This is a genomic window from Actinoallomurus rhizosphaericola (assembly GCF_024055675.1).
Classification (GTDB): Bacteria; Actinomycetota; Actinomycetes; order Streptosporangiales; family Streptosporangiaceae; genus Actinoallomurus; species Actinoallomurus soli.
Window position 1 is genome coordinate 116485 of the sequence record NZ_JAMXMW010000020.1, and the last position, 25857, is coordinate 142341.

The window sequence follows — 25857 nt, forward strand, 5'->3', positions numbered from 1 at the left end:
CGAGGTGGGGCAGGCACCACCCCCCGAAGTGGACATCGCCCTATCGAAGCGGCATCGCGGTAGCTTCTAGCCTCTTCCATATCGACGACCGCACCCGAAGGAGAATCGGCATGGCGCGGAAGATCAAGGGGCTCGGCTCGACCGGCTCTCGGCGGACGGCGGCGGTGCTGGGGCCGGCGCTCGCTCTCGGTGTCGTGGTGGCCGGCCCGGCATCGGCGCAGGCGCACGACACCGCGCGGGCGTCACAGACCCGGCGGTCCGTCGAGACTGCCGGCAGGGCCGGCGCGCCGGCGGGTTCCGGTTTCGCCGGACCGGCCCACGGTGCGTGGAACGGCGCGACCGCGATCGACCGGTCGGGGAACGGCGCGACCGGAATCGTGGTCTCCGACCCGAGTGAGTGGGGGCCCACTTCATGACGAGGCCCTGATGACCGGGCGGCCGACCCCCGCCACCGGCCGACCCCGCCGGGCGCCCGGCTCCCGAAAGAGCCGGGCGCCTGTGTCAGGTCGGGGAACGTGTCGGCGCCCTCCTGCGGCGTGCGCACAGCACGAGGGTCCGCCTACCCGGCAGCGGCCGGAACCGTGGGCTCCCAGGTGGGCGGCCCATGAGCACGGTCGCGCCCGCGGTCAGTGCGTGCAACTGCTTCGGGTCCCCACCCTCCGAGCCTGAGAGTGAGCGTCACCCCGGCTCCGCCAGGCTCCACCGGGTGGCGCGCCACGGTCGTGGGGTGGCCCCAGCACCACCACCAATGGGGGCTTCGCCCTATCGAAGCGCACCGCGGTGGCTTCTAGCGTCTTCGACATCGACGACCGCCTTCGAAGGAGAATCAGCATGGCGCGGAAGACCAAGCGGCTCGGCTCGGCCCCCTCTCGGCGGATGGCGGCGGTGCTGGGGCTGGCGCTCGGCGTCGGTGTCGTGGTGGCCGCCCCAGCGTCGGCGCAGGCGCACAGAGGCGGAGGGGACACCGCGAGGACGTCGCGGACCCGGCAGTTGATCGAGAGCGCCGACAAGGCCACGGCCGCCGGTGTCCCGGGGGTGATCGTCCGGGTGGACGACGGGCACGGCCCGGTCGTGAACATCGTCCGGCAGGCCACGTGGAGCATCCCTGATCACGCACTGGCCGAGGACGACGAGTTCCGGATGGGCTCGAACACCAAGACGATCATCGCGACGCTGGTCTTGCAACTCGTCGCCGAACACCGCGTCGCGCTGGACGATCCCATTGAGAACTGGCTTCCCGGAGCCGTTCCGAACGGCCGGAACATCACCGTGCGGATGCTGCTGAACCACACCAGCGGCCTGGCCGACTACGCGTACGAACCCGAGGCGCTGGCGCTGATGACCGGCCATCAGGCGGAGCGGCCCACGGCCGCGCAGTTGCTCGCCGTGGGCACGAGGCTGCCGGTGGAGTTCCCGCCCGGTCAGGGCTGGGCCTACAGCAACACCAACTACATCGCGCTCGGCCTGCTGGTGGAGAAGGTCACCGGACACAGCGTGGCGGACCTGATCCAGCACCGTATCGCCGGACCGCTGGGGCTTCGGCACACCTCCCTGTCCACCGATGCCCCGGACCCCGCCGATCGCCGGTTCGCCCACGGGTACGAGCCCGACGCGGCGCACCTCGCGCCGATCCTGCCGCCCGGTACGCCGGCGGGTTTCGGCTTCGTCGGACCGGCCCGCGGCGAGCGGGTCGACGTCACCGGGATCGACCAGTCGTGGGACGGGGCTGCGGGTTCCATCATCTCGACCACGAGTGACTGGGCCCGATTCGACAAGGCCCTGATGTCCGGCCGGCTCTTTCCCAAGTCGCTGCTCGCCCAGATGATGGTCACCACTCAAGAGGACGAGGCGAACGGGCTGAACCGCTCCTACGGGCTGGGCCTGGAGGAGGTCCGCACTCCCTGCGGCACCGTGTGGGGGCACGACGGCGCGCTTCCGGGATACCGCAGCGACAACTACACCGACCAGTCGGGACGGCGCACCGTCTCGGTGCTGAGCACGACCCACTTCGGTCTGAAGACCGACGCCGCGGCAGGTACGGCCGAGGACGAGCTGGTCACCGCGGCCATCTGCACGATGCTCGACAAGCCCGTCCCCGCCACCGGCTGATCCCGCGCGGGCGCCCGGCTCCGGAAAGAGCGCGGGCGCCCGCGCGGGCACTCAGGCGCGCGCGGTGTCGGGATCGGCGGCCGGCCGACCGCGGTGGAGGGCGCCGATCAGGGCGGTGACGGCCGCGGCGACGGCGAAGGACAGGAGCGAGGCGCTCATCCAGTCCGCCGGGGTGAAGTGCAGGGCGCTCTGGGCGTGCGTCCACAGCCGGGACCACCAGCCGACCTGGCCGGGGTTGATGAGCTGGTACGCCGCGATCCCCGCCGCCCAGGCGACGATCATCCCCCAGCGGGCGGGGGCGCGGTCGGAGACGTCCCAGCCGCGCCGTCCGGTGAAGCAGAAGAAGTCGACGGCGAGCACGCCGAGCATGGGCACGAACACCGACCCGATCAGCGTCAGGAAGCCCGCGTAGTTGTCCATGTTCAGCGCGAGGGCCAGCACCGTCGTCAGGACCCCCAGCACCACGGTGAGCACCCGCCGGTCCGCGCGGGTCACGAGGTTCTGGATGGAGACCGCGGTCGAGTAGACGTTCGCGAAGGACTGGTCGACCTCGCGCAGGACGAAGACGGCGAAGAAGAGCGTGCCGAGCGCCACGTGCTGGAACGGGCCGAACACCTTGGAGGAGTCGCCGGCGACGAGCGCGAGCGCCAGCAGCCCGAGGACGTACGCGACGACCTGCGTCAGGCCGTACGCCACGCTCGCGGCGCCGAACGCCGCCCGCTCCGAGCGGGAGTGCCGCGTGTAGTCGGCCGCCATCGGCACCCAGGAGATGGAGACGGCCAGCGCGGCGTCCGCGCCGATCCAGAAGTGGCTCCACGAGCCGTGGGTGAGGTTCGGCAGCGGCTGCCGGGCCAGCTGGACGTAGAAGTAGCCGAGGGCGAGGACGACCGCGACGGTGACGTACCGGCGCAGCACCCGGACCGAGCCGAGCGGCCAGAGCGTCAGCACGGTCGTGATCACGCCCGCCACGACCACGTACACCCAGCGCGGGCCGCCGCCGACGAGCTCCTTCGCCGCGCCCGCGATCGTGACCAGCTCGAACGTCCCCCAGCCGACCATCTGCAGGATGTTCATGACGGTGGGGATGTAGGACAGGCGCGTGCCGAACAGGCCGCGCAGCAGCATCATCGCCGGGACGCCGGCGCGGGTGCCGGGCACGGCGGCCAGCCCGAGCATGATCCCGCCGATCGCGGTGCCGACGACCATGGCGAGGATCCCGGCGACGATGGGCAGCCGGGGCGTGCCCTGGGCGTCCGGGGCGAGCACGGTGTACGCGCCCGAGAAGGCGAGGAGGCTCACGCCGAGGTTCGCCCAGAAGGCGCTCTGGTCCCAGAAGCTGAGGACCTTCGGTGCGGGCTGGTCGAGGGTGTACGGGGCCTCGTTGGACGAACGCTCTTCGACGGCAGCGCTCAAGGCACACTCCCTACGCCGGCATTATCCGGTCAGGTTCGAGCGGTCGGCGGCACGTTCGAAGCCGCCCTCTCAGCCCGGTCGTCGTCCGAGCTCCCGCGGGTCTTTACTTTTCCGCCGTAAATGTACCTCGATCAGGCGACGTATGGCTCCCCGCCCGATTCGCTGACCATCGGACGGCCCGCCGCCGCCCAGGCGTTCATGCCGCCCTGGACGTTCTGGGTCTTCCAGCCCGCGTTGTTGAACGCCGCGACCACCGACGCCGAGCGCGCCCCCGACCGGCAGATGACGAAGATGTCCTCACCGGTCGGCACCTCGGAGGCGCGGGCGCCGAGCTGGCTCAGCGGGATGTGCACGGCCCGGGGCGCGTGACCGGCCTGCCACTCGTCCAGTTCGCGCACGTCCAGCAGGAACGCGTCGTCCGGAACCTTGGCGACCTCCACGGCGGGAATCTGTTCCCTGAAAGAGTTCACCCGTCAAAGGAACCATGAGTCATCGCCCGGAGTCGAATCGTCATGAGGCAATCTCTCTCCAGACTGGGACCCACGGCCCTCGCCATCCCCGGCATCCTGGCCGCCCTTGCGCTGGGCGGTTGCAAGAACGGGGACGGAGGCGCCGCCACGCACGGCAAGGACTCCCCGACCCCGACCTCGTCGGCGGCGCCGGGCACACCGGCGCCGACCACCTCTCCGACCGCGCCCGCCCCGAGCGGGTCGGCGGCCGGGACCCGTCTGACCGTCACCGTACGGGCGTCGCAGACGTCGGCGCCGAAGTCCTGGACGCTCACCTGCGACCCGGTGGGCGGGAGCCTGCCGGCGGCCGAGCAGGCGTGCACGGTGCTGGCCGCGGCGGCCGCGAAGGGGGAGGACCCGTTCGCGCCCACGCCCAAGGACCAGATGTGCACCCAGATCTACGGCGGCCCGCAGACCGCCACGGTCACCGGCACCTGGAACGGCAAGAAGATCGACGCGACGTTCAACCGGAGGAACGGCTGCGAGATCAAGCGGTGGGGCAACCTCGCCTCGCTGTTCGGAGCGACGCCGCCCGAGCGCTGACCCGGCCGCAGGGCCGCCGGGGCCGGCTCACTTGAGCAGGCGGGACATCCGGCGGTCCGCCAGCGGCTTGCCGCCGGTCTGGCACGTGGGGCAGTACTGCAGGGCGGAGTCCGCGAAGGACACCTCCCTGATCGTGTCGCCGCAGACCGGGCACTTCTGCCCCGCCCGGCCGTGGACCCGCAGGCCCTCCTTCTTCTCGCCCTTGAGGTCCTTGGCCGCGACGCCACGGGAGCGTTCGACGGCGTCGCCGAGCGTGCGGACGATCGCGTCGTACAGCGTCGTGACGTCCTCGTCGGTGAAGCTCGCGGCCAGCTTGAACGGCGACATCCGCGCCACGTGCAGCACCTCGTCGGAGTAGGCGTTGCCGATCCCGGCGATCACGCTCTGGTCGCGCAGCAGCCCCTTGATCTGGGTGCGCCGCCCGTCGAGGATGCCCTTCAGCGTCTCGACGGTGAAGCCCTCGCCGAGCGGGTCGGGCCCGAGCGACCGGACGCCCGGCACGTCCGCCGGGTCTCGTACGACGTAGACCGCGAGCCGCTTCTGGGTGCCCGCCTCGGTGAGATCGAACCCGGAGCCGTCGTCGAGATGGACGCGCATGGCCAGCGGGCCCTTGCCCGGCCGGGGCGGCGCGGGCGGCAACGCGTCCTTCCACCGCAGCCAGCCGGCCCGGGACAGGTGCATGACGAGGTGGATCCCGTCGACGTCGAGGTCGAGGAACTTGCCGTGGCGGGCGACCTCGGTGATCGTGAGACCGTTCAGCGCGGTGATCGGCGGGTCGTACGTCTTCAGCGACGAGATGGCGGCCACGTCGATCCGCGCGATCACCCGCCCGACGGCGTGCTCGCGCAGGAAGGCGGCGAGGGACTCGACCTCGGGCAGCTCCGGCATGGTCCCAGAGTACGGCTCCGTCCACAGGCTGTGGATGAACACGGCTGATCGCCGCCGGGGGACCTTGGTCCCTTGGCCGCGCGCGCTCGGCGCGACCATCCTGGAGGCGGGAGCTCGATGTGACCATGACGGTCGCCCTGGGCGGCGACACGATGCTGGGCCGAGGGGTCGCGGAGCGGATCGCGGCATGCGGCCCGTACGGCATGTTCGCCGACGAGGTGCGGGAGATCTTCCGATCCGCCGATCTGGCCCTGGTCAACCTGGAGTGCTGCGTCTCCGCACGCGGCGAGCCGTGGCCGGCCCCCGGCAGGCCGTTCCACTTCCGCGCGCCGCCCCCGGCCGCGGAGACCCTCGCCGACCTGGGGATCGACTGCGTCACGCTCGCCAACAACCACGCCCTGGACTACGGTCCCGAGGCGCTGACGGACACGCTCGGCCACCTGGCACGGGTCGGGATCCGGGTCGTCGGGGCGGGACTCGACGTACGCCGGGCGCGCGAACCGGCCCTGTTCGACACCGCGGACGGGGCCGTGGCCGTCCTCGGGATCACCGACCATCCCGCCGACTACGCCGCCCTGGAGGAGAGGCCCGGAGTGGCGTACGCGGACCTGCGCCGCGAGATCCCGTCCTGGCTCACCGACCGGATCCGCCGGCTGTCCGCCGACGGGTTCCGCGTGCTCGTGCTGGCGCACTGGGGCCCGAACATGACCACGGAGCCCCCGCGATACGTCCAGGTGGCCGCCCGTGCGCTGGTCGACGCCGGGGCGACCCTGATCGCCGGGCACTCGGCGCACGTCTTCCACGGCATGTCCGGCCGCGTGCTGTACGACCTGGGTGACCTCGTCGACGACTACGCCGTGGATCCGGCCCTGCGCAACGACCTCGGCCTGGTCTTCCACGTCGCTCTCGACGGTTCGCGGATCACCCGGCTGACGGCGTTCCCCCTCACGCTGGAGTACGCCCGTACGCGCCTGGCGACGGGCACCGACCACGCCTGGATCCGGGACCGGTTCATCAGCGCCTGCGCGGCGTTCGGGACGGAGGTCGTCGAGGAGGACGGCCGGCTCGCGGTGGCCTGTCCCGGACCGCCGTGAGGTCCTTGAGCAGGGCTCCTGCCTTTGACGATGCCTCCACCATGACCCAAACTGGAGTTAGGGGCCACCGTAAAAGGCTGGGAGCGGCAACGGGCGGAGGTGGCCATGTCCTTGACGGAAATCACCAAAATCCTCGGCCGGCACAGCTGGTGGATGAGCGGATCACCCGGGGAGACGCGGGATGCCGTCGCCGGCGATCTCCGCACGCCGACCGTGACGGCCGACGACGGAATCCGGCTCCACGTCGAGGTGACCGAGGCCCCCGATGCGGACGCGACCGTCGTCTTCTGCCACGGGTTCCTGCTGAACTCCACGAGCTGGCGCGTCGAGCGCGACGCGCTGGCCGGCCGGGTCCGCGTCGTGCTCTGGGACCTGCGCGGCCACGGCCGGTCGGGGTGGGGCTCCCCACCGAACGCCACGATCGACCAGCTCGGCCGCGACCTGTTCGCGGTGCTGAGGGAGGCCGCCCCGGAGGGGCCCGTCGTCCTGGTCGGCCACTCGATGGGCGGCATGGCGATCCTCGGGCTCGCCGACGCGCACCCGGAGCTGTTCGGCGACCGGATCGTCGGGGTGCTGCTCGCCTCCACCTCCTCGGGCGACCTGTCCTCCGTCACGATCGGGCTCCCCGAACGGACCGCGCGGGTCCTGCACCGGATGGTCCCCGTCACGCTGAGCACGCTCCGCCACCAGGCCAGGCTGGTGGACGCCGCGCGTCGGCCGCTCGGCGGGATGTCCTTCCTGCTCACCCGCTCGTACCTCTTCGGCGCCCACGTGTCGCGGCAGGTCGCCGAGGTGACCACCCGGCTGATGGCGTCCGTGCCGATCGAGGTGATCGCGACCTTCTACACCGAGCTGATCGCGTACGACAAGCGGGCCGCGCTGCCCGGCCTCGGCCGCGTGCCCGTGCTGGTCATGGTCGGCGACCGTGACCTCATCACGCCGATGCGGCACGCGGAGGCCCTCGCCGCGCAGATCCCCGGCGCCGATCTCGTCGTGATCCCCGGCGCCGGCCACCTGCTGCCCCTGGAGCGTGCCGCCGAGGTCAACCACCACCTGTGGAACCTGCTCCGGCGTACGACCGGCATCGAACCGGCGGCCGAGCCCGCCCTCGTCGACGGCCACGAGCAGGCCCGCCGCCACCGCCGGCCGCACCTGCACCTGAACCGGCGCGGTCAGCCTGGCGGCTGAGCGGTCCTCAGCCGCCGACGAGCTTGATCACCGCGGCGACGCCCACGCAGACGATCACTGCGCGCAGGATCACGGGCGGCAGCCGGCGCCCGACCCTGGCGCCGAGGAGACCGCCCACCATGGAGCCCAGGGCCACCAGCAGCACGGCCCACCAGTCGACCTTCGCGACGCAGATGTACAGGACCGCCGCCGTGGCGTTGACCAGCATCGTCAGCAGGTTCTTCGCGGCGTTGACGCGCTGCAGGTCCTCGTCGAGGAAGATCCCCAGCAGGCCGACGAGAAGGACGCCCTGCGCCGCGCCGAAGTAGCCGCCGTAGACGCCCCCCGCGAACACCCCCAGCCAGAGCCAGGGCCCGCCGTGCGCCCGCCGGGGCCGGGAGGCGAGCCGGCGACTGATCAGGGGCTGGGTCAGGACCAGCACACAGGACACCCCGATCAGGACGGCCACCACCACCGTGAAGGCCTGCTCGGGCAGGGTGAGCAGGAGCAGACCTCCGACCAGCGCGCCCAGCACCGAGGCCGGGGCCAGCCGGGCGAGCCGGCCGCGCTGGCCCTTCAGCTCGGCCCGGTACCCCAGCACGCCGGTGACGCCGCCGGGCACCAGGCCGATGTTGTTCGAGACGTTCGCGGTGATCGGCGGCAGCCCCACGGCGAGCAGCGTCGGGAAGGTGATCAGAGATCCCGACCCGACGATCGCGTTGATGGCCCCCGCCGCGGTCCCTGCCGCGAGGACCGCCAGCACCGACCACGGCCGCGCGGAGAGTCCGAAGACCGCGGCGCATCCCACGATCGCGACGACGAGGAGCAGGCCGATGACGACCCGGGGGGCGGGGGACCTCATGGTCGGCGACTCTATGCGAGGGCGCACTGACCACGACAACCAGCGTCAAACTGGCTGTTCGCGTGTCAAACTGGGTGTTAACCCCCTGACCTGAATAAGGACTGCGGACGGAGCCGGACATGTAGTCGACCCGCACCGGGGGGAGCACATGCTGGAAGTCATCGGAGCCGGCATGGGACGGACCGGCACTTACTCGCTGAAAGCAGCACTCGAGCGCCTGGGGCACGGGCCCTGTCACCACATGTCCTCGCTCGGCGGGGACCTCGGCCGGATCAACGGCTGGGAGGCGGCCGCCCGCGGCGAACCGGTGGCCTGGGGAGACCTCCTGGCGGGCTACCGCGCGACCGTCGACTGGCCCTCGTGCTTCTTCTGGAAGGAGCTCGCGGACGCCTACCGCCACGCCCCCGTCATCCTCACCGTGCGCGATCCCGTCCGGTGGTACGCCAGCGTGCGCGACACGATCTACCGCTCCAGCCACCGGCAGCCGGGATGGCACGGCCTCGCGATGTGGCTGGAGGACCGGGTCTGCGCCGGGCTCCGCGTCCGGCGCCGGATGTGCGAGCGGGTGATCTGGGAGGGCACCTTCGGGTCGCGGTTCGGCGACCCCGACTTCGCCATCCAGGTCTTCGAATGGCACAACGCCCACGTGCAGGAGGTCATCCCGGCTCACCGGCTGCTGGTGTACGAGGTCGGCCAGGGCTGGGGACCGCTGTGCGACTTCCTCGGCGTGCCCAGGCCGGACGAGCCGTTCCCGCACCTGAACGACACGGCGGCGTTCCGCCGGATGGCGTCGCGGCGCCGCCGGCGCCTGCTCACCCTGCGTCCTCTGGCCCCCGACGAGCGGACGGCGGTCCGGTGAACGCCGCGTCGTACTATGCCCGCGGCTGGTGGCGCCGGGAGACCTTCGTGGACGACCTGCGCGCCGCGGCCGCGGACACGCCCGGCCGTACGGTCTTCGTCAACTGGCGCCGGAACCTGAACCGGGAGGTCGTCGTCACCTTCGGCGACCTGGCGGCGGCCGTGGACCGCCTGTCCGCCGGGCTGCGCGGCCTCGGGCTGCGCCCCGGTGACGTGGTCGCCTTCCAGCTCCCGAACTGGTGGGAAGCGGCGGCCCTCGCCCTCGCGTGCCTGGACGCGGGCCTGATCGCCGTGCCGATGATGGCGACGCTCGGCGCCCGCGAGGTCGAGCGCATCCTGTCCGGGACGGAGGCCGGCGCCTGCGTCGTCGTCGACCGATGGGAGACCGCGCGCCCCGCCCGCCTGCTGGCCGACCTCCACCCCCGCCTGCCGCGCCTGCGCCACCGGATCGTCATCGGCGACGCGGCGGCGACCGGCGCGACCGCGTTCACCGACCTCCTCCAAGCGCCCGCCCCCGACGCATCCGCGCCCCGCGGACCGGACGAGGTCTCCCTCATCCTGTTCACCTCCGGAACGACGGGCGAGGTGAAGGGCATCCTCCACACCCCCAACACCCAGTACGCCTCCACCCGCCCCCGCCGCGGCGCCCTGCGCGGCGTCCCGATGCCGCGAACGGCCACCCCCGCCGATCTGACCCACTCGGTCGGGATGCGGACGAACGTCCTGACGCCCCTGGTGACGGGCTGCTGCTCCGTGTTCGCCGACACCCGCGACCCGGACGTCTGGCTCGACCTCCTCGCCCGCCACCGGGTCACCCACTTCCTCGGCGCGCCCCACATGCTGCTCAGCCTGATCCGGGCCCAGCGCCGCCGGTACCGGCCCCTCCCCGCTCTACGCGTGGTGACAAGCACCGGGGCCCCGCTGCCCGCCTCCCTCGTCGCCCCGATCCACGAATGGCTGTCCCCCGGCCTGGTGAACGGCTTCGGCATGACGGAGACGGGCGGCCTCACCGCGACCGCCGTCGACGACCCGCCCGGCTGGGCGGGCCACAGCATCGGCCGCCCCGTCCCCGGCTGCGAGATCCGCCTGGTGGCCGACGGGCCGCCCTCCCCGGACCGGGCGTTCCGCCTCCACGTACGCGGTCCCTCGGTGTGTGCGGGCACCTTCCGGCTCCGCGACCGGCGGCCGACCTGGGACCCGGCGGCCACGGACGGCTGGTACGACACCGGCGACCTCGTCCGCGAGGACGGCCGCGGCGGCCTGTGCTACCTCTCCCGGGTCGCCGACCGGATCGGCAGCCCCCACCCGATCCCGATCCTGGAGGTCGAGGACGAGCTACTGCGCCACCCCGCCGTCGCCGACGTCGCCCTCGTCGGCTGCCCGGACCGGAACGCCGCCGAGGAGACCGTCTGCGCCGTCGTGGTCCCCGCCGGCCCGGCCCCCACCCTCACCGACCTGCGGGAACACCTCCTCCGTACGGGCATGACGGAGTGGTGGCTGCCCACCCGCCTGGAATGCGTCGACGCGCTGCCCCGCAACGAGCTCGGCAAGGTCCGGAAGACCGAACTCCGCGCCCGCCTCCACCCACCCGAATGACCGCCCTCGGGGCCATGACTTTTGTCATCGGCGAAGCATGATCACCGGTACTAACGCGCCGACCTGCGCATCTCTAACGTTCAGGACATGACGAGCACGAACACGAAATTCCACATCGCGGTCCTCGGCGGCGCGGAGTACAAGGCCGACCAGCAGGCGTCCCCGCGCTTCGTCTCCATCTCCCCGATCGGCGGCGCCGAGGTCGACCTGAGCGGAATCGACCACGATGTGACCGTGGTCAAGGTGTCGCTCGTCGGCGGCGTGAGGCTCACAGTGCCGGCCGACGTCACCGTGGAGGCCACCGGCTTCGGAGTGCCGGGCCTCTTCGGACGGCGGCGGTTCCGCGGCACCGGCGGCCCGGACGCGCCGACCGTGCGAGTGCACCGCTACGGGATCTTCGGCGGCGTCAACATCGTCCGCAACGGCTGAGCGACCCGCGCGATACTGAACGTTCTATCGATTACACTCCCCACGATGGCGCACAACGATCGAGGTCAGGTTTCCGAAGCGCGATCGCGGCTCCTCGAAACCGCCACGCGGCTCTTCTACGCCGAGGGAATTCACTCCGTCGGGATCGATCGGATCGTCGCGGAGGCGAAGGTGACCCGCGCGACGCTCTACCGGCACTTCCCCGGCAAGGAAGACCTCGTCGTCGCATACCTCCAAGCCGTCCACCAGCTCGATCGCGAGCAGGTCGGCGAGGCCCTCGACAGCGGCCGACCGGCCGCCGAAATCCTGAGGGCCATCGCCGCATCGATCGCCGACGGCATCCGGTCGGCCGGCTTCCGCGGATGCGCCTTCCTCAACGCCGTGGCGGAGTACCCGGATCCGGAGCATCCCGTTCACAAGGCCGTCCTCGCTCACCGCGAATGGTTCCTGCGCACCATCACCGATCTGCTCGCGCAGGTCGGGGAGACGCCACCCGAGCCCGCGGGCCGGCATTTCGTCATGCTGCGAGACGGCGCGATGGCCGAGGGCTGCCTCGCCGACCCGGTAGAGGTCTGCGACACGTTCCTCCAGGGAGTCGACGGAATCCTGCAACACCGCACCGGCTCCGAGGCGAAGACCGCCTGAGGCCGATCAAGCCGCCTGGTGTCCATCTCGGCGCTCCCTGGCGGTGCGCCCGAGGCGCAGCGCCGAGATGAGAAAGAAGATGCCGCCCGGCACCGCGTAGCCGGCGATGCCGGCCAGTGACGGGTGCTGCGCGGAGGCGGACATGATGAACGAACCGCCGGCGAGCACGGAGATGGCACCGCTGAGGATCATCGGCCACTGGCCGCCCATCGTGCGACGTGTGACGCCCACGACCAGCTGCACGAGCCCGGAGACGACCGCCCAGGCGCCCCACACGCGCAGGACCGCCGGCACACCGGACGCGCAGGCGACGGCCACGCCGATCGCGGCCAGCAGACTGATCGCGATGTTCACGTACAGTCCGCGCGCCGGCCCGGTGGCGCGAGACGAACGAGCGTCCACGACCGCCGCGGCGGCGTCGAACAGGGGATACAGAACGAGCAGGGCGACGCCGGCCGGACCGAGGGACTTGGCGGCGAACAGCAGGACGGCCCAGACGATGGCGAACCCGAACCGGACGAAATACAACCGGCGCAGAGCCGGCGCGATCCCGAGGGCAGCGGACGAGGCAACGGTGGTCACGAGAATCCTTCCGGATGATGAACAAGTAGACCGAACGTTCTATCCCTCCCAACGATGACAGCACCCCCCGTGAAGCGTCAAGACCGAACGTTCTACCCACACCATCCACGCCCGGTCCCGCACTCGCGCCCGGAAGTCGAGCCCGGTTACTTGCCCCACAAGAGAGTTCGAGCGCCTGGAAGACGAGAGCCGGCCCCTCAACGGCGATGCCTGGCACCACGAGGCGACAAAAGATGCCCAGCCACCAAGGGGGGGAGGGGGCGAAGCCCCCACGCGGCTCAAGCCCGCGCAGCGGGCGAAGGGCCAAACCTCAGCCCGGGAGAACCCGCACCCACCAACAACCCCAGCCACCAAGGGGGGGCAGGGGGCGAAGCCCCCACGCCGCTCAAGCCCGCGCAGCGGGCGAAGGACCAAACCTCAACCCGGGAGAACCCGCACCCACCAACAACCCCAGCCACCAAGGGGGCGTGGGGGGCGAAGCCCCCCACCTCGGGGGGCCCGGGGGGTCGTCCCCCCGAAAAAACGACGAGGGGTCGGTGGGAGGAAGCAAAGCTTCCGACCAGCCGACCCCAACACCGAGTGGGCGAGGAGGGATTTGAACCCTCACGTCCTTTCGGACACACGGACCTGAACCGTGCGCGTCTGCCGTTCCGCCACCCGCCCCGGGCGCGTCCAAAGGTTAGCACCATTCCGGCGGAGGTCCGAATCGGTTGCTCGGGGCGAACCTACTCACAGATACGATCGTCTCTCAGTGGAGAGGGGAGGTGCACGTGGGTGTCCTACAGCGCTTCGAGCGACGGCTCGAGGGCATGGTCGAGGGTGCCTTCGCTCGGGCTTTCAAGTCGGAGCTTCAGCCCGTCGAGGTGGCCAGCGCCATCCAGCGCGAGATGGACGAGCGCGCCGCGATCGTGGCGCAGGGTCGCACGCTGGTGCCGAACGACTTCGTCGTCGAGATCTCACATCCGGACGGCGAGCGGCTCGAGGTCTACGCCGACAGCCTGAGCCAGGAGCTGGCCAATCTCGCCCGTGAGCACGCGAAGGAGCAGGGTTACTCCTTCGTCGGGCCGGTGCGGGTGCGGTTCGAGAACGCCGATGACCTGCGTACGGGGATGTTCCGGATCCGGTCCGGCGTCATCCGCGGCTCGACGGTCGAGGGCGGCGAGATCCGCCAGCCGATGAGCGACATGCCGCCTCCGCCGCGTGGGTTCGCGGGCGGCCGGCCGCGTCTGCTGGTCAGCACGGAGGGTCAGCCGAGCCACACGTACGATCTGACCACTCCGGTGACGTTGCTCGGCCGGGGCACCGATTGTGATCTTCGGCTTGTCGATCCGGGCGTTTCCCGGCACCATGCCGAGATCAGAGTCGAGGGCCCGGAGGTGGTTGCGGTTGATCTAGGGTCGACCAACGGCACTTTCGTGAACGGCCAGCCGATCCGCCGCGTGACGCTGAATGACGGCGCGCGGGTGACGCTCGGCCGGACAACCCTGGTGTTCCGCCGCGATAGGGAGTAGCTCCGAACTCCGATGAACCAAATCACCCTGACGCTCATGAAGGTGGCGTTCCTGGCCGTGCTGTGGCTGTTCGTCATCGCGGCCGCGGGCGTCATCCGTGCTGACCTGTGGGGTTCGAAGGCCGCCGCGAAGGCCCAGCGGCCCCGGCAGGCCGCCCAGCCCGCCCGGCCGCCCCGGCAGGCCGCGGCGCCGCGCGTCAGGCGTGCGGAACCGACCAAGCTGGTGATCACCGAGGGAGCCCGCGCCGGCACGACGATGGACCTGGTCGGCACGGAGATAACGATGGGTCGATCGAATGACGTCACGCTGCCTCTCGGAGACGACTACTCTTCGGGTCGGCATGCCCGGCTCTTCTCGCAGAACGGTCAGTGGTTCGTGGAGGATCTCGGTTCGACGAACGGCACCTTTCTCGGGCGCGCCAAGGTGAGCAGGCCGGAACCCGTCCCCGTCGGCGTACCGATCCGCATCGGGAAGACCGTCATAGAGCTGCGCAAATGACCATCGGAATTCGCTTCGCCGCCCGGTCGGACGTCGGCATGCTGCGCGAGGGCAACGAGGACTCGGCGTACGCGGGCTCCCGGCTGCTCGCGGTGGCCGACGGCATGGGCGGCCACGTCGGCGGTGAGATCGCCAGTGCCGCCGCGATCGAGACCCTGAAGCCACTGGACCGGGACTTCCCCGCGCACGAGCTCGTCGGCGCGCTGGAGCAGGCGGTGTACCGGGCCAACGAGACCCTGCACAGCATCGTCGAGGGTGATCCGTCGCTGCAGGGGATGGGCTGCACGCTCACCGCGATGCTGTGGAACGGCCCGCAGGTCGCCCTCGTCCACATCGGCGACTCCCGCGCGTACCTTCTCCGGAACGGCGAGCTGTTCCAGATCACCCATGATCACACACTGGTCCAGTCGCTCGTCGACGAGGGTCGGATCAGCCTGGACGAGGCCGCTTCACACCCGCAACGCTCTCTCCTGCTGCGGGCGCTCGACGGCCGGGGTGAGGTCGATCCGGACATCTCGCTGCGCGAGGCGCAGCTCGGCGACCGCTACCTGCTGTGCTCCGACGGGTTGAGCACGGTGGTGACCGCGGAGACCATCCACCATGCGCTGAGCACGGCGGCAGAGCCGGACCAGGCCGTACGTCAGCTGATCGATCTGGCCAACCGCGGTGGCGGCCCGGACAACATCACCTGCGTGGTGGCCGACGTGGTGGAGCTGGAGCAGCAGCCCGGCCCGCCGTCGGTTCCGATCACTGCGGGCGCCGCGCACCACGCGGGCCGGGGCCGTGGCGAGGCGGACACGCCGCCCGGCGCGATGGCCGCGGAGACGCCGGCGCAGCGGGCGGCCGCGCTGCGGGAGCAGCAGCAGCCCGCGCCCGTGACCGTGGCGGACATGCCCGCGATCGGGCGGCAGCCGGAGGACACGCTGCCGCAGGAGGCGGTGGGGCGGCGTCGGCGTCGCTGGCCCTGGCTGGTCGCGGTGGCGGGCGCGGTCGTCCTGCTGGCGGCCGGCGGCGGGGGGTACGTCGCCTGGAGCACCATCCAGGGGCAGTACTACGTCGCGGCGGACGGCGGCCAGGTGGTCATCTACCAGGGGATGAACCAGGACCTCCTGGGCCTCAAGCTGTCCCACCTGAAGGAACGGCCGAGCCCGACGTTGAAGGTCGCCGACCTGGCGCCCTCGGCCCGTGACTCGGTGACTCACACGATCGACGGCCTGGGCAGCCTGGGCAAGGCCCGTACCACCGTCAACACGCTGCGCAAGCAGGTGTGCCACATCGTCGTCGCCGACAACGCGCAGGGCGTCGTGACGATCTGGAAGGGCAAGGGCCAGAAGAACTCCATCGGCTGCGACGAGACGGTCCTGGAGCCGTCGAACCCGCCGGTGCAGACGAGCTCGCTGCCCAAGCAGACCAAGGACACCGTGCACAGGGGCATCTCCGTGAACGACGTCACGCAGGCCCGTGCCAAGGTGCAGGAGCTCCGGGACCAGGCCGAAACGTGCAAGAGGAAGCCGGGCAAGTCCGGCTGTCCCCCCGTAAAGGCGAACACCACCCACTGATGACTTCCGCAGCCGCCGAACCCGAGGTTCAGATCGCGACCCGCCCCCGGCGGAGCGCCCAGCTCGCCATGCTGATCTTCGCGATGGTGATCACCATCGCGGGATTCGCCCAGGTGGGCCTGGCGCGAGACGGGAGCCTGCCCACCGGGATGTACGGCTACGGGGCCGGGCTGGGCGTGCTGGTCGCGATCTCGTACGTCGTCGTCGCGCGTTTCGCCCCGTACGCCGACCCGCTGCTGCTGCCGCTGGCCGTCTTCCTCAACGGCATCGGGCTGGCCATGATCTACCGGCTCGACCTGGGGACGAGCCGCGACGTCCAACTGGCCCGCGCACAGGGCAAGAACCCCACGGGCCTCTGGGCCTCCGCGCCGAACCAGCTGATGTGGACGGCGCTCAGCATCGCGGCGTTCGCGGCGGTGATCGTGCTGCTGCGGGAGATCAAGATCCTGCAGCGGTACATGTACACGATCGGCGCGGTCGGGCTGTTCTTCCTGGCGCTGCCGGGTTTCCTGCCCTCGTCGATCAGCGGCAGCCTCGGCGCCAAGATCTGGATCCGGCTCGGTCCGTTCTCCATCCAGCCGAGCGAGTTCTCCAAACTGGCGCTGGTCGCGTTCTTCGCCGGCTATCTCGTCAACAAGCGGCAGGCGCTGTCGATCGTCGGCAAGAAGATCGGCCCGCTGAACCTCCCACGGGCGCGGGACCTGGGCCCGATCCTGGTGATCTGGGTGCTGACCCTGGGCGTCCTCGCGCTGGAGAACGACTTCGGTACGGCGATCCTGTTCTTCGGGCTGTTCGTGAGCATGTTGTACATCGCGACCGAGCGGTTCATGTGGGTGGCGATCGGCGGGCTGCTGCTGGCGTTCGCGAGCGCGCTCACGCCGTTCGTCCCGCACGTGCAGCAGCGGATCAACATCTGGCTGGACCCGAAGTCGTACTTCGACGGCGGCTGCCAGGTGGGCAACAAGATCATCAATCAGATCCAGACCGTGGCGGCGTGCCACGCGAGGGGCGGCACGTACATCGCCGACAGCGGCCAGCTGATGCGCGGCCTGTTCTCGCTCGGACAGGGCGGGGTGCTCGGCACCGGCCTGGGGCAGGGCGAGCCGTGGCGCACGCCGTACTCCTTCAGCGACTTCATCTTCACCTCATTCGGTGAGGAGCTCGGGCTGACCGGCGCGATGGTGATCCTCATCGTGTACGCGCTGATCGTGCAGCGGGGCATGAAGGCCGCGCTGGCCACGAAGGACAACTTCGCCAAGCTGTTCGCCGGCGGTGTGTCGTTCGTCTTCGCGCTGCAGGTCTTCGTCATCGTCGGCGGTGTGACGCGGCTCATCCCGCTGACCGGTCTGACGACGCCGTTCCTCGCCCAGGGCGGGTCGTCGCTGCTCGCCAACTGGATCTTGATCGCCCTTCTGATCCGCATCAGTGACACCGCGCGGCGGCCCGCGCCGCAGCCCATCCAGGACGAGGGAATGACCCAGGTGGTGAGGACCCAGTGAACAAGCCGCTCCGCAAGGTCGCGGTGGCCGGCATGCTCCTGCTGGTCATCCTGATCATCAACGTGAACTACATCCAGGGGTCGCAGGCGGACAAGCTGCAGACCGACCCGCTGAACTCCCGGCAGTTCGCGCAGCAGTGGGAGCACAACCGCGGCCCGATCATGGCCGGGAAGGTCACGCTGGCCTACTCCGAGAAGATCGGCGGCAAGGACGGCAAGGAGTACCAGCGGCACTACAACCAGGGCACGCTCTACTCCCCGGTCACCGGGTACGTCAGCGTGTTCAGCCGCACGGGCCTCGAGTCGGCCGAGAACGGCCTGCTGGACGGCACCGACAAGCGGCTGGCCCTGCACAACTGGTTCGACATGCTGGTCGGCAAGAAGGCCGCCGGCGCCACCGTGCAGACGACGATCGACCCGGACGCCCAGGAGGCCGCCTACAGCGGCATCAAGAACCAGACGATCCGGCGTGGCGGCGCGGTCGCCATCGACGTCAAGACGGGCGCCATCCTGGCGATGGCCTCCTTCCCGTCGTACGACACGAACGACGTCGCCGTGCACGACGGGACGAAGGCGAACAAGGTCTTCGAGTCGCTGAACAAGCAGAAGCCGGCTCCGATGCTGAACTACGCGACGCGGGAGACGTTCGCACCGGGCTCGTCCTTCAAGATCATCGACTCGGCGGCGGCCATCGAGAGCGGGCGGTACACCAAGGACACCCCGACCGACGCGAACCGTCTCCTGCTCCCCGAGTCGGGCAACGAGCTGCACAACTCCGACGGTGACGAGGCGAAGTGCAACGGCTCCCCGCCCCTGATCGACTCGTTCGCGGCGTCCTGCAACTCGACGTTCGGCCGCCTCGCGCTGACGCTGAAGCAGCAGACGCTGGCGGACATGGCGGCCAAGTTCGGCTTCAACAAGCCGACCGAGATCGAGAACGGCGTGTCCAGCGCCACCAGCGTCTACCCGACCAAGCCGCTCGGCGGTGACTCCCTGGCCCGCAGCGGCATCGGTCAGGAGGTCGTGACCGCCTCGCCGCTGCAGATGGCGATGGTCGCGCAGACGGTCGCCAACGACGGCAAGATGATGAAGCCGTACCTCGTCAAGCGGGTCGTCGCCCAGGACCAGTCCGAGCTGGTGACCGCCGAGCCGAAGCAGATCGGGCAGCCGATCAGCGCCGACACGGCCGGCCAGATCCAGGAGATGATGCGCGCGGTCGTCGACCACGGTACGGCGTCGGCCGTCCTCGCCGGGCGGGACATCGCCGGCAAGACCGGCACCGCCGAGACCGGCATCGGCGGGATCAACGAGGACTGGTTCGTCGGCTTCGCCCCGCGAGACAACCCCAAGGTCGCCTTCGCGGTCGTCACCGAGGGCCGGGCGGGTTCGAGCGGTGCGACGTTCTCGGCGCCGATCGCCTGGCGCATCGTTCAGGCGGTGCACTGACCATGACCCCGCCAGACGTCCTGAACAACCGGTATGTGCTCGACGAACGTCTTGCCATCGGTGGGATGGGCGAGGTCTGGAAGGCCACCGACCGGCTGCTGGGCCGTCCGGTGGCGGTCAAGCTGCTCAAACAGCAGTACCTGGGCGACGAGACGTTCCGGGGGAGGTTCCGCGCCGAGGCGCGGTTCGCCGCGGCGCTGCAGCACAGCGGCATCGCCCAGGTCTTCGACTACGGCGAGCAGGACGACCTCGCCTACCTCGTCATGGAGCTGGTGTCGGGCGAGACGCTGTCGCAGATCCTCACCCGCGACGGGCGGCTGCCCGTCGACGCGACGCTGGACCTCGTCGGGCAGGCCGCGCGGGCGCTGCACGTCGCCCACTCGGCGGGCATCATCCACCGGGACATCAAGCCCGGCAACCTGATGGTGACCGGCGACGGCACCGTCAAGATCACCGATTTCGGCATCGCGCGCAGCGGCGACAGTTCCATGACGCAGACCGGGATGGTCATGGGCACCGCGCAGTACGTCTCGCCGGAGCAGGCGACCGGCAAGAAGGTCACCCCGGCCGCCGACCTGTACTCCCTGGGCGTCGTCGCGTACGAGTGCCTGGCCGGAGGGCCGCCGTTCGTCGCCGACACCCCGGTCGCCCTGGCCCTCAAGCACGTACGGGAGGAGCCGCCGCCGCTGCCGTCGTCGGTGTCCCCGGCCGTCCGCGGGCTCGTCTCCACGATGCTGGCCAAGCACCCGGACGACCGGCCGCGGTCGGCGGCGGAGATCGCCGAGGGCGCGTACGCCATCCGCCACTCGCTGGGCGTCGGCGACGCCGCCGTCGCGGAGGAGACCGCGCTCGCGTACGGATGGACGGTCGAGGCCCCGCTCGCCGCCGGGGACGACCTGCCGGAGTCCGCGCGGGCCGGCGACCCGACCGTCGGTTTCGCCGAGGCCGGCATCGCCCTGGGCGGTGTCGTCGCGGCCGAGGGACCGGACGGGTACGGGGATGGTCTGCCGCGCAGGGCCGCCGCACGCCGCCGTCGGCAGCGCGTCGGCCGGTTCGTGCTCGTGGGCGCCGCCCTCGTCGTCGTCCTCGGTGCTGGCGTGTTCACCGTCACAGCGCTGTGGAAGGGCCCCGGCCACACTAAGCTCGTGGACGGCAACCGGGTTCAGCCCGCCGGCGGTATCGCCCCGACGAAGCACGTCAAGCGGCCTCGTCTTGGCGAGCCGAGCAATCGGCCCGTACCCTCGGGTTCGACCTTCGAACGGACCAGTCCAAGCCCGACGCCGAGTTCGGTGACGAGCTCGACGCCGACCACGAAACCGACCAAGACGAGGAGTACCCCGACACCGACGCCTACCACACCGGCGGTGGACTCACCGCCGACCCCTCCGGAGCAGTCTCAGCCTGAGAGCACCCCTTCAGGCGAGTAGGTTCGGAGAGCACGGCGTAGACGACGAGGGAAAGTGCGAGACATGACTCAGCCTCGGCTACTCGGTGGTCGCTATGAGCTCGATGGTGTCATCGGGCGTGGTGGCATGGCCGAGGTCTACCGAGCTCGGGATCTCAGGCTTGATCGAATAGTCGCGATCAAGACGCTGCGGGCCGACCTGGCCCGCGATCCGACGTTCCAGGCGAGGTTCCGCCGGGAGGCGCAGTCCGCCGCCTCGCTGAACCACCCGTCGGTGATCGCGGTGTACGACACCGGCGAGGACCTCATCGACGGCAGCCCGATCCCCTACATCGTCATGGAGTACGTCGAGGGGCGCACGCTCCGCGACGTCCTGCGCGACGAGCACAGGCTGTCGCCCGAGCGGGCGATGGAGATGACCGACGGCATCCTGCGCGCGCTGGACTACAGCCACCGCGGCGGGATCGTGCACCGGGACATCAAGCCCGCCAACGTGATGCTGACCTCCGGCGGCGAGGTCAAGGTGATGGACTTCGGCATCGCCCGTGCGCTCGCCGACTCCGCCGCCACGATGACCGCGACCGCCCAGGTCATCGGCACCGCGCAGTACCTCTCGCCGGAGCAGGCGCGGGGCGAGCGGGTCGACGCCCGCAGCGACCTGTACTCCACCGGCTGCGTGCTGTTCGAGCTGCTCACCGGCCGTCCGCCGTTCCAGGGCGACTCTCCGGTGGCCATCGCCTACCAGCACGTGCGGGAGGAGCCGCCGGCGCCGTCGCAGATCGATCCGTCGATCCCGCGCTGGGCCGACGCGATCGTCCTGAAGGCGCTGACGAAGGACCCCAACTACCGGTACCAGAGCGCCGCGGAGATGCGCGCCGACATCCAGCGCGCGCTGCAGGGCATGCCGGTCGCCGCCCCGACCATGGCGATGAACGGCGGCACGCAGGTCATGCAGGGCGGGCCGCCGACTCAGGGGACCCGGCCCGCGACGATGGGCTACGACCTGCCGCCGGTGCACTACACCGAGCCGGAGGAGCCGGAGGGCCGCGGGAAGAAGATCGCGCTGGGCGTCGTGGTCGCGCTGCTCGCCGTGGGCGCGGTGACGGCGCTGTTCTTCATGTTCAAGGGTGGCGGGGCCCCGAAGGACCCCAACACCGTCGCGATCCCGACCGGCATCGTCGGCAACGACCAGGACTCCGCGAAGCAGCAGCTGACGGATCTCGGCTTCACGAAGATCACGACGAAGAAGAAGTCGAGCGATAGCGTCGACAGCGGCAAGGTCATCAGCGTCTCGCCGAACGAGAACACCAAGATCGACAAGGCTCAGGTGGCCACCACCGAGGTCACCCTGGTCGTCTCGACCGGCAAGCCGAAGGTCACGGTGCCCAGGGTCCGGGGGCTGAGCGAGGACGACGCCAAGAACGCCATCGAGAACGCCAACCTCAAGGTCGGCAACACGGACAAGCAGAACAGCTCGTCCGTGCCCAAGGGGTACGTGATCAGCTCCGACCCGGACTCCGGCTCGAAGGTGGCGGAGGGCACCGAGATCAACCTGATCATCTCCGACGGCCCGGGCAAGACGACGGTGCCCTCGGAGGTCGGCAAGCAGGTCTCCGACGCAAAGGCCGACCTGCGCAGCAACGGCTTCGGCGTCCGGGTGACCTACGTCGACGCGCAGAACGGCGAGGCGCCCGGCACGGTCGTCGACCAGAACCCCGGTCAGGGCGAGACGGCGAACCGCGGCAGCACGGTGACCCTCATGGTCACCAGGCAGCAGACGCAGCAGCCGCCGCCCGACCAGCCGAGCACGAGTCCGTCGCAGCCCGGTAAGGGTGGCTGGCCGGGCTTCTGACGCGAACCGACCGAGGCCTCCTCGCCCTTCCCGGGCGTGGAGGCCTCGTCGTTTGTCGGGAGGCTTCGTCGTTCGCGGGGCGCTCTTCGCGGAACCGGGCGGTGGGCGTGGCGCACCGGAGGGGGTGCGGACATGAGGGAGGGCTTCCGCCGCTCGGGGGCAACGGCGGAAGCCCTCACTCGTTGATCCGTATTGACCCCCCGGGCGTTACACGCTTCGCCGAGAATCTTTTTACCGATGTTTTGCGGCCGGGGTGGGGGGTGCCGTAGCCGACGTGCCGCCGTCGTCCACCGTTCCGTGATCGAACTGCACCTGGGGCTCGAACCAGGGGAACACGACGTACCAGAGCAGGACGCCGACCACGAGCAGGCCCACGACGGCGGTGTAGACGCGCGTCACCGTGTCGCCGGGCAGGTGCCGCCACAGCCAGGAGTACATCAGGTCGCTCCGTTCACCCGGGGGATCGAGCCGACCATCCGCCCGAACACGATGAGCCGCTCGGCGGCGGAGTACTTCGGGTGGCAGGTGGTGAGCGTGATCAGCCGATCGGTGGGGTCCTTGGTGGGGTGTTCCGGCACCGGGGCCACGACGCTGACGTCCGTGGGCGACACGACCTTCTTGCCGGTGACCTTGTAGGTGTACTGCCGGGTCCGGGTGTCGATGAGGATCTTGTCGCCGACGTGCAGTTCGCCGAGGCGGTTGAAGGGCGCCTGGTACGTCGTCCGGTGCCCGGAGACGACGAAGTTGCCGATCTCGCCCGGCATCGCGGTGCCGGGGTAGTGACCGGGCCCCTTGCGCAGGTCCGCGATGGACACGCCCTCGATGATCACGTAGTGGAAGCCCTTGCCCAGCCGGGGGATCCGGATCAGCGCGAGACCGTGGCCGAGCCGGACGCGCTCGGTCGTCACGGCGCCCGGGGCCTTGCGCGGCGGCGGGGCGGCCCAGTCGCGGGTGAGCTCGCCGCTGAGCTTGCGCTGCTCGGCCTGCGTGTACGCGCCCGTGCCCCACAGCTCGTACGCGACGAACAGCAGCAGGACGACTCCGGCGGTGATGCACAGCTCGCCGAGGCTACGGATGAGTGTTCGCACCGTCGGGCTCCAGCGCGGTGGCGTACTTGGGCTGCACGTTGCCCGTGTAGGCGGGCAAGGTCGTCTTCTTGAGGGTTCTCACGGTGTACCCGAGTCCGTATTCGGCGACGTACTGCCGGTAGACCTGAATGTCCGGCGAGGCGTCCAGCGCCGCTCGCAGCCGGCCCGGATCTCCGGTCGCGGTGATCCGGAACGGCGGCGAGTAGACGACGCCCTGGAGGATGAGCGTATTGCCGACACAACGTACGGCGCTGGTGGAGATCAAGCGTTGGTCCATGATTTGCACGCCCGTTGCACCGCCGGTCCACAGCGCGTTGACGACGGCCTGGACGTCCTGCTGGTGGACGACGAGGTCGTCCGGGCCGGGGTCGCCGGCGATCCGCCGGCCGGTGGGCGCGTCGTCGAGGGTGACGCGCAGGCCACGTCCGGTCAGCCGGGCGAGCCCGGCACGGGTCGCGAGGCGGTCGGCGGCCTCCTGCGCGGCCTTGACGCGTGCGTCGCGCTGCGCGGCCGCCCGTACGAGGCCCTCGACCTGCCGCCGCAGGTGACGGTAGTCCGCCTGCGAGCCCTGGTACTGCCGCTGTTCCTGGGCGATGAGCTCGGTGACCTTCGTACGGCCGCCGCCGCGCAGGTCCGTACCGTGGGCGGTGCTCGCGCTGGCCGCGAACAGGGTGCCGGCGAAGATCGTGAGAGCCGGGATCGCGTACCGCCACGGCCGGCGGGCGCCGTTCATCTCGCCATTGCCGGGTTTTGCCCGCATCGCGACACCCCACCGCCCCCAATAAGGTCGTACGCTGCTCACCAGCGACTACGCTAACTGACAAATTGACCCATGCGCGGACCCGGCGTGCGGCCGCGTTCCGCCCGAGGAGAGACCCCGTGCCCAAGTCGAAGGTACGCAAGAAGGCCGTCTACACTCCGCCGCAGCGCTCGCAGAAGGTCTCGGTCAGCCCCAGGTGGCTGGTGCCGACGATGGTGGGCTGCTGGCTGCTCGGCCTGGCCTGGATCGCCGTCTACTACATCACGGCGAGCGTCGGCGCCACGGTGCCGGTGATCACCACGCTGAGCAACTGGAACCTTCTCATCGGTTTCGGCGTGATCGTGATCGGCGTGGTGCTGTCGACGCGCTGGCGTTGACTTCCCCACACGGTTATCCACAGCCTGTGGACCGCGCTGGGGGTTATCCACAGGAGCCGTCCCCAGCCTTCTCTCGTGCCGCGCTCCGCGGGCGGGCACGTCCGTGGCCGCCCGCGCGACACCGACGGGGCAGTGCCCCTGGCCGTCGCTGACGCGGCGAAACGGTGCCTCTGGCCCTCGCCGACGCCGGCGAGGCGCTGCTCCCGGCCGTCCGTCGCCGATGCCGGCCGAGGCGGTGCGCCGCGGGTCGGCGTCGCGGAGGTGTACGGCGTCGCGCGTACGTGTCAGGACGCGAGCGCGGTGGCCACGGCGGTGAGGACGACGAGCAGGGCCGCGACGACCGCCGACGCGGCGACCTGTACGGCCTTCTGCCGCCGGCGCGGAGCGTAGGCGAACGCGACCGCGAGCACCGCACCGGTGACCAGCCCGCCGACGTGCCCTTCCCAGGAGATTCCGGAGAAGGTGAACGTGAACACCAGGTTGATCACGATGAGGAAGACGATGCCGCGCGTGTCGACGCCCAGCCGGCGGCCGACGACGAAGAACGCCGCGAACAGCCCGAAGATCGCCCCGGAGGCGCCCACGGCGGGCTGCAGCGGGGCCACCAGGTAGAGCAGGACGTTCCCGCCGATCGCCGACAGAACGTAGAGCACGGTGAACCGCACGCGGCCCAGCACCTGCTCCAGCTGCGGACCGAGCACCCACAGCGCCCACATGTTGAACAGGATGTGGGTGATGCCGAGCCCGCCCGCGTTCATCGGCACGTGCAGGAACGCCCCGGTGATCAGGCGATACCACTCGCCGTCGGCGACGCCGATCCCGGGGAGCCGGCCGCGCGCGGGCATGCCGCCCAGCATCTCGAACCGGTCGACGAACGTCGGCGAGACCAGCTCCCCCAGGTAGGCGAGGACGTTCAGGCCGATGAGCGTCAGCGTGACCGCCGGGCGGCCGCGCACCCGGCCGCCGAACACCGTACGCGGCTCGCGCACCGTCCGGTTGCCGTCGTGGACGCACTCGGGGCACTGGTGCCCGACCGCGGCCACGCGCATGCAGTCCGGGCAGATCGGCCGGTCGCACCGCGTACACCGGACGTAAGTCTCCCGGCCCGGATGCCGGTAGCACATCGAGGCCTCGGGGGCCGGGGCCTGCGCCGGATCGGTGCTCATCG

At 70.7% G+C, this 25857-nt stretch carries 26 protein-coding genes, 1 tRNA gene and 1 riboswitch; of the genes, 17 read left to right on the top strand and 10 right to left on the bottom strand.

Going from position 1 to position 25857, the window contains the following annotated elements:
- The first annotated feature begins 110 nt into the window (after positions 1 to 110).
- Both NE234_RS34845 and NE234_RS34850 read left to right on the top strand, forming a co-directional pair.
- Positions 111 to 416: a hypothetical protein gene (locus NE234_RS34845; protein WP_252785191.1), complete on the top strand. Its 306-nt coding sequence runs from the start codon at positions 111 to 113 to the stop codon at positions 414 to 416.
- A gap of 415 nt (positions 417 to 831) precedes the next feature.
- Positions 832 to 2109, top strand: a complete 1278-nt coding sequence (locus NE234_RS34850; RefSeq protein WP_252785193.1) for a serine hydrolase domain-containing protein — start codon at positions 832 to 834, stop codon at positions 2107 to 2109.
- Positions 2110 to 2160: 51 nt separating this feature from the next.
- On the opposite strand, the gene NE234_RS34855 is transcribed toward NE234_RS34850, so the two are convergent.
- Together NE234_RS34855 and NE234_RS34860 are read right to left on the bottom strand one after the other, a co-directional pair.
- Positions 2161 to 3522 carry a purine-cytosine permease family protein gene (locus NE234_RS34855; RefSeq protein WP_252785195.1) on the bottom strand — a complete coding sequence of 454 codons (1362 nt, stop codon included), beginning with the start codon at positions 3520 to 3522 and terminating at the stop codon, positions 2161 to 2163.
- Positions 3513 to 3629, bottom strand: a riboswitch (TPP riboswitch). Its footprint overlaps the gene before it by 10 nt.
- Positions 3630 to 3653: 24 nt before the next feature.
- Positions 3654 to 3992, bottom strand: a complete 339-nt coding sequence (locus NE234_RS34860; protein WP_252785196.1) for a rhodanese-like domain-containing protein — start codon at positions 3990 to 3992, stop codon at positions 3654 to 3656.
- 42 nt (positions 3993 to 4034) lie between these two features.
- Here NE234_RS34860 and NE234_RS34865 point away from each other — a divergent pair, with 42 nt between their 5' ends.
- Positions 4035 to 4574, top strand: coding sequence for an SSI family serine proteinase inhibitor (locus NE234_RS34865; RefSeq protein WP_252785197.1), 540 nt, complete (start codon positions 4035 to 4037; stop codon positions 4572 to 4574).
- A 27-nt stretch (positions 4575 to 4601) separates the two neighbouring features.
- Here the strand turns inward: NE234_RS34865 and NE234_RS34870 are convergent, their stop codons facing one another.
- Entirely contained in the window at positions 4602 to 5462 is an 861-nt protein-coding gene (locus NE234_RS34870) for an Fpg/Nei family DNA glycosylase (RefSeq protein WP_252785198.1), read from the bottom strand.
- A gap of 125 nt (positions 5463 to 5587) precedes the next feature.
- Here NE234_RS34870 and NE234_RS34875 point away from each other — a divergent pair, with 125 nt between their 5' ends.
- Together NE234_RS34875 and NE234_RS34880 are read left to right on the top strand one after the other, a co-directional pair.
- Positions 5588 to 6556, top strand: a complete 969-nt coding sequence (locus tag NE234_RS34875; RefSeq protein ID WP_252785281.1) for a CapA family protein — start codon at positions 5588 to 5590, stop codon at positions 6554 to 6556.
- Positions 6557 to 6661: 105 nt separating this feature from the next.
- A complete protein-coding gene (locus NE234_RS34880) occupies positions 6662 to 7744 on the top strand; it encodes an alpha/beta fold hydrolase (RefSeq protein ID WP_252785199.1) in 1083 nt (360 codons plus the stop codon).
- A gap of 7 nt (positions 7745 to 7751) precedes the next feature.
- Here the strand turns inward: NE234_RS34880 and NE234_RS34885 are convergent, their stop codons facing one another.
- Positions 7752 to 8585: a sulfite exporter TauE/SafE family protein gene (locus NE234_RS34885; protein WP_252785200.1), complete on the bottom strand. Its 834-nt coding sequence runs from the start codon at positions 8583 to 8585 to the stop codon at positions 7752 to 7754.
- Positions 8586 to 8733: 148 nt separating this feature from the next.
- On the opposite strand from NE234_RS34885, the gene NE234_RS34890 reads away from it, so the two are divergent.
- The 4 genes from NE234_RS34890 (at position 8734) to NE234_RS34905 (ending at position 12113) form a co-directional block, all read left to right on the top strand.
- Positions 8734 to 9444 carry a sulfotransferase family protein gene (locus NE234_RS34890; protein ID WP_252785201.1) on the top strand — a complete coding sequence of 237 codons (711 nt, stop codon included), beginning with the start codon at positions 8734 to 8736 and terminating at the stop codon, positions 9442 to 9444.
- Positions 9441 to 11039, top strand: a complete 1599-nt coding sequence (locus tag NE234_RS34895; RefSeq protein ID WP_252785202.1) for an AMP-binding protein — start codon at positions 9441 to 9443, stop codon at positions 11037 to 11039. Before NE234_RS34890 ends, NE234_RS34895 begins: the two co-directional genes overlap by 4 nt.
- An 87-nt stretch (positions 11040 to 11126) precedes the next feature.
- Complete coding sequence (locus tag NE234_RS34900; RefSeq protein ID WP_252785203.1) at positions 11127 to 11468, top strand: hypothetical protein; 342 nt, start codon at positions 11127 to 11129, stop codon at positions 11466 to 11468.
- Between the two features lie 45 nt (positions 11469 to 11513).
- Positions 11514 to 12113: a TetR/AcrR family transcriptional regulator gene (locus tag NE234_RS34905; RefSeq protein ID WP_252785204.1), complete on the top strand. Its 600-nt coding sequence runs from the start codon at positions 11514 to 11516 to the stop codon at positions 12111 to 12113.
- Between the two features lie 6 nt (positions 12114 to 12119).
- Here NE234_RS34905 and NE234_RS34910 read toward each other — a convergent pair whose 3' ends face one another.
- Together NE234_RS34910 and NE234_RS34915 are read right to left on the bottom strand one after the other, a co-directional pair.
- Entirely contained in the window at positions 12120 to 12695 is a 576-nt protein-coding gene (locus tag NE234_RS34910; protein WP_252785205.1) for a hypothetical protein, read from the bottom strand.
- A 580-nt stretch (positions 12696 to 13275) separates the two neighbouring features.
- A tRNA-Leu gene (locus NE234_RS34915) sits at positions 13276 to 13358 on the bottom strand.
- Positions 13359 to 13465: 107 nt separating this feature from the next.
- Between NE234_RS34915 and NE234_RS34920 the strand changes: the two genes are divergently transcribed.
- The 7 genes from NE234_RS34920 to pknB are packed head-to-tail and all read left to right on the top strand — an operon-like array spanning position 13466 to position 22464.
- The gene (locus NE234_RS34920) at positions 13466 to 14206 is read left to right on the top strand and encodes an FhaA domain-containing protein (protein ID WP_252785206.1); all 741 of its coding nucleotides are present in this window, start codon (positions 13466 to 13468) and stop codon (positions 14204 to 14206) included.
- A 12-nt stretch (positions 14207 to 14218) separates the two neighbouring features.
- Positions 14219 to 14704, top strand: coding sequence for an FHA domain-containing protein FhaB/FipA (locus tag NE234_RS34925; RefSeq protein ID WP_252785207.1), 486 nt, complete (start codon positions 14219 to 14221; stop codon positions 14702 to 14704).
- Positions 14701 to 16263, top strand: coding sequence for a protein phosphatase 2C domain-containing protein (locus tag NE234_RS34930; protein ID WP_252785208.1), 1563 nt, complete (start codon positions 14701 to 14703; stop codon positions 16261 to 16263). Before NE234_RS34925 ends, NE234_RS34930 begins: the two co-directional genes overlap by 4 nt.
- Positions 16263 to 17762 carry an FtsW/RodA/SpoVE family cell cycle protein gene (locus NE234_RS34935; protein WP_252785209.1) on the top strand — a complete coding sequence of 500 codons (1500 nt, stop codon included), beginning with the start codon at positions 16263 to 16265 and terminating at the stop codon, positions 17760 to 17762. Before NE234_RS34930 ends, NE234_RS34935 begins: the two co-directional genes overlap by 1 nt.
- Complete coding sequence (locus tag NE234_RS34940; RefSeq protein ID WP_252785210.1) at positions 17759 to 19207, top strand: peptidoglycan D,D-transpeptidase FtsI family protein; 1449 nt, start codon at positions 17759 to 17761, stop codon at positions 19205 to 19207. The genes NE234_RS34935 and NE234_RS34940 overlap by 4 nt, the downstream gene beginning before the upstream one ends.
- A gap of 2 nt (positions 19208 to 19209) precedes the next feature.
- On the top strand, positions 19210 to 20634 hold the full coding sequence (locus NE234_RS34945) for a serine/threonine-protein kinase (protein ID WP_252785211.1): 1425 nt from the start codon (positions 19210 to 19212) through the stop codon (positions 20632 to 20634).
- A gap of 42 nt (positions 20635 to 20676) precedes the next feature.
- The gene (gene pknB, locus NE234_RS34950; protein ID WP_252785212.1) at positions 20677 to 22464 is read left to right on the top strand and encodes a Stk1 family PASTA domain-containing Ser/Thr kinase; all 1788 of its coding nucleotides are present in this window, start codon (positions 20677 to 20679) and stop codon (positions 22462 to 22464) included.
- A gap of 231 nt (positions 22465 to 22695) precedes the next feature.
- Here the strand turns inward: pknB and NE234_RS34955 are convergent, their stop codons facing one another.
- Genes NE234_RS34955 through NE234_RS34965 form a run of 3 tightly spaced genes read right to left on the bottom strand, consistent with a single transcriptional unit; the run spans position 22696 to position 24312 of the window.
- Positions 22696 to 22902 (bottom strand): hypothetical protein, encoded by a 207-nt coding sequence (locus NE234_RS34955; protein WP_252785213.1) that lies wholly within the window; start codon positions 22900 to 22902, stop codon positions 22696 to 22698.
- The gene (locus tag NE234_RS34960; protein WP_252785214.1) at positions 22902 to 23552 is read right to left on the bottom strand and encodes a class E sortase; all 651 of its coding nucleotides are present in this window, start codon (positions 23550 to 23552) and stop codon (positions 22902 to 22904) included. The genes NE234_RS34955 and NE234_RS34960 overlap by 1 nt, the downstream gene beginning before the upstream one ends.
- On the bottom strand, positions 23533 to 24312 hold the full coding sequence (locus tag NE234_RS34965) for a DUF881 domain-containing protein (protein ID WP_252785215.1): 780 nt from the start codon (positions 24310 to 24312) through the stop codon (positions 23533 to 23535). The genes NE234_RS34960 and NE234_RS34965 overlap by 20 nt, the downstream gene beginning before the upstream one ends.
- A gap of 119 nt (positions 24313 to 24431) precedes the next feature.
- Between NE234_RS34965 and NE234_RS34970 the strand changes: the two genes are divergently transcribed.
- Positions 24432 to 24689 carry a cell division protein CrgA gene (locus tag NE234_RS34970; RefSeq protein ID WP_252785216.1) on the top strand — a complete coding sequence of 86 codons (258 nt, stop codon included), beginning with the start codon at positions 24432 to 24434 and terminating at the stop codon, positions 24687 to 24689.
- Positions 24690 to 24973: 284 nt separating this feature from the next.
- Here the strand turns inward: NE234_RS34970 and NE234_RS34975 are convergent, their stop codons facing one another.
- Entirely contained in the window at positions 24974 to 25855 is an 882-nt protein-coding gene (locus NE234_RS34975) for a rhomboid family intramembrane serine protease (RefSeq protein WP_252785217.1), read from the bottom strand.
- Between the last annotated feature and the right edge of the window lie 2 nt (positions 25856 to 25857).

Coding starts and splice junctions, on each gene's coding strand:
- NE234_RS34845 (WP_252785191.1), top strand. CDS start 111: ATGGCGCGGAAGATCAAGGGGCTCGGCTCGACCGGCTCTCGGCGGACG.
- NE234_RS34850 (WP_252785193.1), top strand. CDS start 832: ATGGCGCGGAAGACCAAGCGGCTCGGCTCGGCCCCCTCTCGGCGGATG.
- NE234_RS34865 (WP_252785197.1), top strand. CDS start 4,035: ATGAGGCAATCTCTCTCCAGACTGGGACCCACGGCCCTCGCCATCCCC.
- NE234_RS34870 (WP_252785198.1), bottom strand. CDS start 5,462: ATGCCGGAGCTGCCCGAGGTCGAGTCCCTCGCCGCCTTCCTGCGCGAG.
- NE234_RS34875 (WP_252785281.1), top strand. CDS start 5,588: ATGACGGTCGCCCTGGGCGGCGACACGATGCTGGGCCGAGGGGTCGCG.
- NE234_RS34880 (WP_252785199.1), top strand. CDS start 6,662: ATGTCCTTGACGGAAATCACCAAAATCCTCGGCCGGCACAGCTGGTGG.
- NE234_RS34885 (WP_252785200.1), bottom strand. CDS start 8,585: ATGAGGTCCCCCGCCCCCCGGGTCGTCATCGGCCTGCTCCTCGTCGTC.
- NE234_RS34890 (WP_252785201.1), top strand. CDS start 8,734: ATGCTGGAAGTCATCGGAGCCGGCATGGGACGGACCGGCACTTACTCG.
- NE234_RS34900 (WP_252785203.1), top strand. CDS start 11,127: ATGACGAGCACGAACACGAAATTCCACATCGCGGTCCTCGGCGGCGCG.
- NE234_RS34905 (WP_252785204.1), top strand. CDS start 11,514: ATGGCGCACAACGATCGAGGTCAGGTTTCCGAAGCGCGATCGCGGCTC.
- NE234_RS34925 (WP_252785207.1), top strand. CDS start 14,219: ATGAACCAAATCACCCTGACGCTCATGAAGGTGGCGTTCCTGGCCGTG.
- NE234_RS34930 (WP_252785208.1), top strand. CDS start 14,701: ATGACCATCGGAATTCGCTTCGCCGCCCGGTCGGACGTCGGCATGCTG.
- NE234_RS34935 (WP_252785209.1), top strand. CDS start 16,263: ATGACTTCCGCAGCCGCCGAACCCGAGGTTCAGATCGCGACCCGCCCC.
- NE234_RS34945 (WP_252785211.1), top strand. CDS start 19,210: ATGACCCCGCCAGACGTCCTGAACAACCGGTATGTGCTCGACGAACGT.
- pknB (WP_252785212.1), top strand. CDS start 20,677: ATGACTCAGCCTCGGCTACTCGGTGGTCGCTATGAGCTCGATGGTGTC.
- NE234_RS34955 (WP_252785213.1), bottom strand. CDS start 22,902: ATGTACTCCTGGCTGTGGCGGCACCTGCCCGGCGACACGGTGACGCGC.
- NE234_RS34965 (WP_252785215.1), bottom strand. CDS start 24,312: ATGCGGGCAAAACCCGGCAATGGCGAGATGAACGGCGCCCGCCGGCCG.
- NE234_RS34975 (WP_252785217.1), bottom strand. CDS start 25,855: ATGAGCACCGATCCGGCGCAGGCCCCGGCCCCCGAGGCCTCGATGTGC.